This window comes from Dehalococcoidales bacterium, assembly GCA_035529395.1.
Lineage (GTDB): Bacteria > Chloroflexota > Dehalococcoidia > Dehalococcoidales > Fen-1064 > DUES01.
This window is the reverse complement of record DATKWT010000132.1, coordinates 1-6,156: the sequence shown is the minus strand read 5'-3', so window position 1 is coordinate 6,156 and position 6,156 is coordinate 1. Positions and strand designations below refer to the sequence as shown.

Sequence of the window (6,156 nt, the reverse complement as noted above, 5' to 3'; positions counted from 1 at the left end):
CCATGCTATTTCTGAAGTCATTGCCCTGGTAACACGCTATTCTATAAGGTGCGAAAGACCCTTTGCTCAGAGAATGACTTCACACCGTTTTGGGGTGTCCAGAGGGGTGCAACCCCTTCTGGAACGGAGGTCCAAGGGGGTGTCCCCCTTGAGCGTTCTTCCGCCCAAGAGAAGTTTCTCACTGGCGGAGACCCCATCCCCCTGTACCCCGCTTCCCCAGTTGAGGAAGAGGGAAGAAAAAAGAAAGAGGGGCTGCGCCCCTTCTGAAAGGCACCCCCGCTAAGACTCCCCGCTCCCATGCTATTTCTGAAGTCATTGCCCTGGTAACACGCTATTCTATAAGGTGCGAAAGACCCTTTGCTCAGAGAATGACTTCACACCGTTTTGGGGTGTCCAGAGGGGTGCAACCCCTTCTGGAACGGGGGTCCAAGGGGGTGTCCCCCTTGAGCGTTCTTCCGCCCAAGAGAAGTTTCTCACTGGCGGAGACCCCATCCCCCAATACCCCGCTTCCCCATTTGAGGAAGAGGGAAGAAAAAAGAAAGAGGGGCTGCGCCCCTCCTCGCAAGCTACTCCCCTTCCATATAGGGCTTCTCCCTTTGTCAAAGGGAGACTCAGAGGGATTTCCTTACGATGTGTGCAGCGAGGCGAAGGCGCGGCAATCTCGTGGCTATCAGGAGATTGCTTCGTCATGGTGCTCCTCGCAATGACACCCTGCCTGTCCGAACTAGCGGACACTCTGGGTCGACAACAATCTGCCCGACCACCTGAAGAATGCCGCACCGAGGACGATGAGGGGTACCATGTACAGTAACACATCCAGGGTACCGGTGTAATGACTGCCGGTAGCCAGTCTCGCCATCAGACTGAATGGTGACGGACTGACCAGGTAACTCAGGCCGACCATCACCACCAGCACCATGGAGTAGGCAAACTGCGCCCTCTCCCTGTCCTTGAAGTAGAGCGAGGCGGCGGCAGCACCCACGGATACGATGGTACCAATGGTAACACTAAGCAAGAGTACCAGGCCAAGGTTCTCTATGTACAGGTGGTTCAGTCGCAGCAGCAGCGCCCAGGCCGTACATTGGAGTAGCACGGTAATAACCGCGGCACACACCTTGGCCCCGAGTATCTGGTTGAGTGAAACCGGTGCCGAGCGGAGGGTATCCAGTGTCTTGTTCTCAACCTCCTCCGACACGGTGTCGATGACGATACTCCCTGCCAGCAGGGCGGGGAAGAACATGAGTATCGGCAGAATCAGCGAGTACAGGAACTCGTAGCTGGTGTCTGTCCGGGCGTGCAGGTCCGTATATTGCATGGCGATACCGTTCTGCTCGCGTAGATAGGACTCGTATTGCTTCAACGGCTCCTTGAGTACCATCATTATCACGGTTGCCTTGGAGTCCAGCTCAGGCAGCATCAGCTTCATATTCACCACGTTCCCGACCTTCTCCGGTACAAGGAGGACGGTATCCACCTGGCCGGTCCGGAAGGCACTCTCGGCACTGGCGGCATCGGGTAGTGACTTTACCCTGAGACTCTCCTTTTTCAGTATTCCCACCAGCGGTCCGTCGGTCTGGTCGACTACGCCTACTGTGACTGTCATTTTTGTGCTTTGCCCGATGGAGTCGGGGTCGTAGAATGCCATCAGACCGGTGACGATGACCGAGGAAAAAGACGCAATGAAAAGCTGAATGACAATGGCCAGTATAATCGTCTTCTCTTTCGTAATGGACTTCAGTTCTCTCCGTACCATGGCGAAGAACCTGTTCATGATAGCACTCCCACTACGGTAAGATTGTACAGAATATGAAGGACGGAACCGGCGATTATCGCCAATGGATATCGTTTCACGCCGAAGCGGGCCGTTATCAGGCACACGAAAGAGGTGAAGATAAAGTGGGCGAGCAGAGGCATTATCAGGAGACCCGAACCGAAGATAGCCGTAGTGAACATGGATTCGGATATCACCTTAAGGGCAACATAAAGCAGCAGCTTCTCACCGGCAAAGAAACCCAGGGCAGCAACGAACGATAGAGTAATCACGGCCTTTGTAGACTTCACCACGCCATTCTGCAGGAGGACAGCGATTCCGGCGGATTTGGCAATCTCTTCCACGACAACGGACAACGCCAGTACGGTACCCATGGCGTAGGCCATCGGTAGATTGAAGGCAATAGCTATCGAGGCCAGCTGCACCATGAAGACCGCCGGGATGACGAAAATGCTGAGGAGGAATATGGACAGGTGCGGATGCCTCTTGTTTATCGTAAGATGGAGCGCCTCGCCCAGTTTCTGGTGAAGCGGTCGGAAGCCCATGAGGTACTCCTCGTTGAAGACGCGTGTCCCGATGAACATCCCCAGCCCGAAGATAAGGTACATCGGTGTGGTGGAGAGGAGATACTCACTCAGTCCGAATGTTTCTCCCTTGTACATCTCCACTGCCAGGTTGAGCGGTGATATATAGCTGAGGTCACTTATCCCGGAGAACATAGACGGGAATATGAGGTAGATGGTGATGCCTGATACCGCCAGCAGGGAGAAGAACGTCTGGTCTTTGAAGGTACGGTAGAGCAGGGCCACCATCAGGTATATGGACAGGATAAAGAGCATGATGGGAACGAAGATTGCCAGGGCCAGGGGGACGCTGCCCTTGAGCAGCAGGGTTATCACGATGATGCTGATAACCGAGTACCCGAGATAAGGCAGCATCTTGCCTACGATAATCTGAAAAGGCGTGACCGGTGTAGAGAGAAGAACAACGAGCTTCCGGTTAATCTTCTCCTCCATAAAGCTGCTTGTGAAGAAGATGCTTATGAAGAAGATAGGCACCACATAGAAGAAGGCGAGCATCACCTGTGCGAGGGGAATTGGCGGGTCCATCAGGGACGGGATGATTATCTCTTCGTCGGAGACGAACTCCGCCTTAAACTCCGGCAGTGCGCCGCCGCCACTCTGGAAATCCTCCAGCTGTGCCAGGACCGCGATATCGGTGGAGTCGAACGACCCCTGTGAGAGCCCTGACTCAGGAGAACTATCGGCTGATTCCAGCAGGTCCCAGAACGATACCTCGGCGCTGGCGGCAGCGATATTGCCCTCCGGAAGCTCTACATGGTGGACTTCGACGCGAAGCGGGAACGCCCTGTCGAGCTCATATGTATTTGCAATCCGGGACAGCTCTTGCTTTTCTAGGAACTGCTTCAGTGCACCGGCAGCGCATAGTGACCGCCGTTCATCCTTTCGCCAGACCACCTCCCCACCGTTGATGTAGACATCTATCTTCTTCTCGGCCAGCAGTGTGTAGCCCGTGATACGGTCGACGGTAACGACATTGAAGCGTGCGTCCGATATCGTGGGAGCATCCGGACCGGCACCAATTGTGTAGAACTCCTTGCTGAGGATGAACCCCTGCTGAGAAACGAAATAAGACAGGAATGCAGCCAGCCCGATGATAAGCAGGATAATGACCCTTGACCTGCCCCGGAAACGTGTCCGCAGGCGGGTGATTTCCCGCTTTGAGATGGTCAGGATATTCCTCATGTTGAAAAACAGGACCCGCTCCGTGACCCGGAGCAGGGCGGCTCCCCTTCCCGTAATGCCCCACAGCAAGCTGTGGGGCACTTCATTGGCGGTCTGGCCTACACGGAGGCGGGTGCAGCCAACTCGGTGCCGTTCATCAGCTTCACGTAGATATCTTCGAGGGCGGACTGTCGTATGGCGAGGTCCACCAGAGCCCAGCCTTTGTCCGAGACCTGCCGCAGCAGTGAAGCCATCTGTCCGACATCGGCAGACTTGAATATGTAGTTGTCGCCCTTCTTTTCGTAGGGCAGGTCATCCGCCGTCTTGAAGGTTATCTCGTACTCCCTTTCTCCCAGTCTCTGCCGGAGGGACTCCATGGAATCAACTATTACCAGTCGACCATTCTTCAGGATGGCGACACGGTCGCAGATGTACTCGATATGGAACAGGTTGTGGGCGCTGAGAAGAATTGTCTTACCCTCGTCCCTCAGTGCCCTGAGATAGTCTATAATGAAAAAAGAGGTCAGCGGGTCCAGCCCGGAGTTTGGCTCATCGAGTATCAGCAGTCCGGGGTCATGGAGCAGGGTACGGGCGATGGCTGCCTTCCGTTTCATGCCCTTGGAGAGCTCGCCGGTGAGCTTGTTCTCTTCGGCCAGGTTCAGTACGCCCAGCAACCGGTGGATTCGGTCGCGTGCCACACTGCGCGGGATGCGGTAAAGCTCCGAGAAGAACATCAGGTACTCGGTGACCGTCATGTTCTCGTAGAATGGACTCTCTTCCGGCAGGTACCCTATGAAGCTCTTGATACGCGTACCTTCCCTGGTGATGTCCATGCCCATTATCTCGATACTACCCTCGGTTGGACTTATCAGGCCGGTTATCATCTTGAGAATGGTGGTCTTACCGGCACCGTTATGGCCGATGATACCCAGGATTTCGCCCTCTCTGACGTCCAGGTCCAGATGGTCGACGGCGACACAGTCCCGGTAGGACTTGCTGACGCCTTGTAGCATGATGATAGGGCTCTCACCTGTCTGAGGCCAATCGTCTCTGTATCTCTGTGAAAGCGGGCGCTCGGTTACCTGGCGCAATGATATCTCCTTTCCGTACCTCTATATTGCTCGATGTCACGATGCTGGTAACTTCGGTTTTGCACCTTAACTGGTTCATTCTAATGCGACAAGGCCTTCCCGGTAAGGTCATGCCGGTGCAAAATCGTGGGGCCAGCGACTTAATATCGTGAGCCACGTAGCCCAGGTCTTACCAACGGTGGGGTACTCTCGTTCAGAGCAGTGAGGAGTAATTCTTTTCTTGTATGTTCCGCGGAGCGAGACCCTTAGCATAGCTAAGGGTCTCATCCTGTTCACATGTCATTGCGAGCCGGGGCTCTGAGCAAAGCGAAGAGACACCGAAGCAATCTAAATGTTGCGCGGATTTGTGCAACTAGGTAGTGGCACGCCATTGTCCTCAATGGCGCGTCATTGATGTACCTGACGAGTACAGTGGGTTGAACTGTACCACTTTCCTGTGTGATAATCAGGGCACCTCAATCCCTGTTGGCAGTAAACGTAGCCGGAAACTGCCTCAGGGGTTGTCTTGTTTGGCTGGCACGCTTGCCGCCGGGAGAACAGGGAGAGGAGGTATCGAGTGGACAATAAGGTTTGCACTGCTGCCGAAGCAATGGCTGAAATCCATGACGGCGACATGATTGCCGCGCACTTCTGGGGTGTCGCTGGCAGTCCCGGGTACCTGTTTCGTGCCCTTCTTGAGCGTGGTGTCAGGGACCTGACTGTTTGTATGAACAATTTTCTCCCCGTCCCGCCGACGCTCGGAGAGATGGGCTTCGCCGACCCGACCGGACTTCTTCCCCAGATAAAGAAAATAATCACCGCTTTTATGGGCACCCGGGCATTCGGGAGTATGAATGCCGAATTTCTTGGTACGCGGGTGGAAGACGGGACGCTGGAAATAGAGAGCACCACGCATGGTGTCATGATTGAGCGACTTCATGCCGGCGCTATGGGACTGGGTGGTTTCTATAGCCCTATCGGCGTAGGTACTACCGTGGAGAAGGGAAAGGAAAAGCGGACTATTGGCGGCGTGGAATACCTCTTCGAGGAACCGCTTCGGCCCGATGTGGGTCTGGTGAAGGCCGCCAGGGCGGACACCAGGGGTAACCTGGTCTACCGGGGCTCGGCCCGAGGAGCCAACCCTGTCATTGCCATGGCATCCAGGTACACCATCGCCGAGGTCTTTGAGATTGTAGAACTCGGAGAACTCGACCCTGAAACGGTAGTAACACCGGGGGTGTATATCGACCGTATTGTCAGGATACCTGATGATGACCCGTTCGGCCTGAAACGGCGACCGGAAACAATCCAGGCGATAGTTACATACGCTCTCACCCGGCTGGCCGAAGAGGAGGCTGCCGCTGCTGAAAGAGCCTTGCATGAAGACCGGCAAGGAGGCGGACAATGAAGGACAGACTCACTGAAGAGCTGCTTGCCATGAGGGCAGCCAGGGAGATAAAGCCGGGCGAATACTGCAACCTGGGTATCGGTCTTCCCCAGATGTGTGTCTCGTATGTGCCGGAGGGCTGCATCGTTCAAACAGAGAACGGCGCACTTGGCTACGGGCCCT

Annotated in this window: 4 protein-coding genes; 1 reads left to right on the top strand and 3 read right to left on the bottom strand. The window is 55.1% G+C overall.

Going from position 1 to position 6,156, the window contains the following annotated elements; genetic code table 11:
• Positions 1–724: 724 nt before the first annotated feature.
• From VMW13_08590 to VMW13_08580, 3 genes are read right to left on the bottom strand one after another with little or no spacing between them, the layout of a single operon-like run.
• Complete coding sequence (locus VMW13_08590) at positions 725–1,771, bottom strand: ABC transporter permease (protein HUV44871.1); 1,047 nt, start codon at positions 1,769–1,771, stop codon at positions 725–727.
• The gene (locus VMW13_08585; protein ID HUV44870.1) at positions 1,768–3,606 is read right to left on the bottom strand and encodes a hypothetical protein; all 1,839 of its coding nucleotides are present in this window, start codon (positions 3,604–3,606) and stop codon (positions 1,768–1,770) included. The genes VMW13_08590 and VMW13_08585 overlap by 4 nt, the downstream gene beginning before the upstream one ends.
• A 29-nt stretch (positions 3,607–3,635) precedes the next feature.
• Complete coding sequence (locus tag VMW13_08580) at positions 3,636–4,607, bottom strand: ABC transporter ATP-binding protein (GenBank protein ID HUV44869.1); 972 nt, start codon at positions 4,605–4,607, stop codon at positions 3,636–3,638.
• Positions 4,608–5,163: 556 nt separating this feature from the next.
• Here VMW13_08580 and VMW13_08575 point away from each other — a divergent pair.
• Positions 5,164–5,994, top strand: a complete 831-nt coding sequence (locus VMW13_08575; GenBank protein ID HUV44868.1) for a 3-oxoacid CoA-transferase subunit A — start codon at positions 5,164–5,166, stop codon at positions 5,992–5,994.
• Positions 5,995–6,156: the final 162 nt, after the last annotated feature.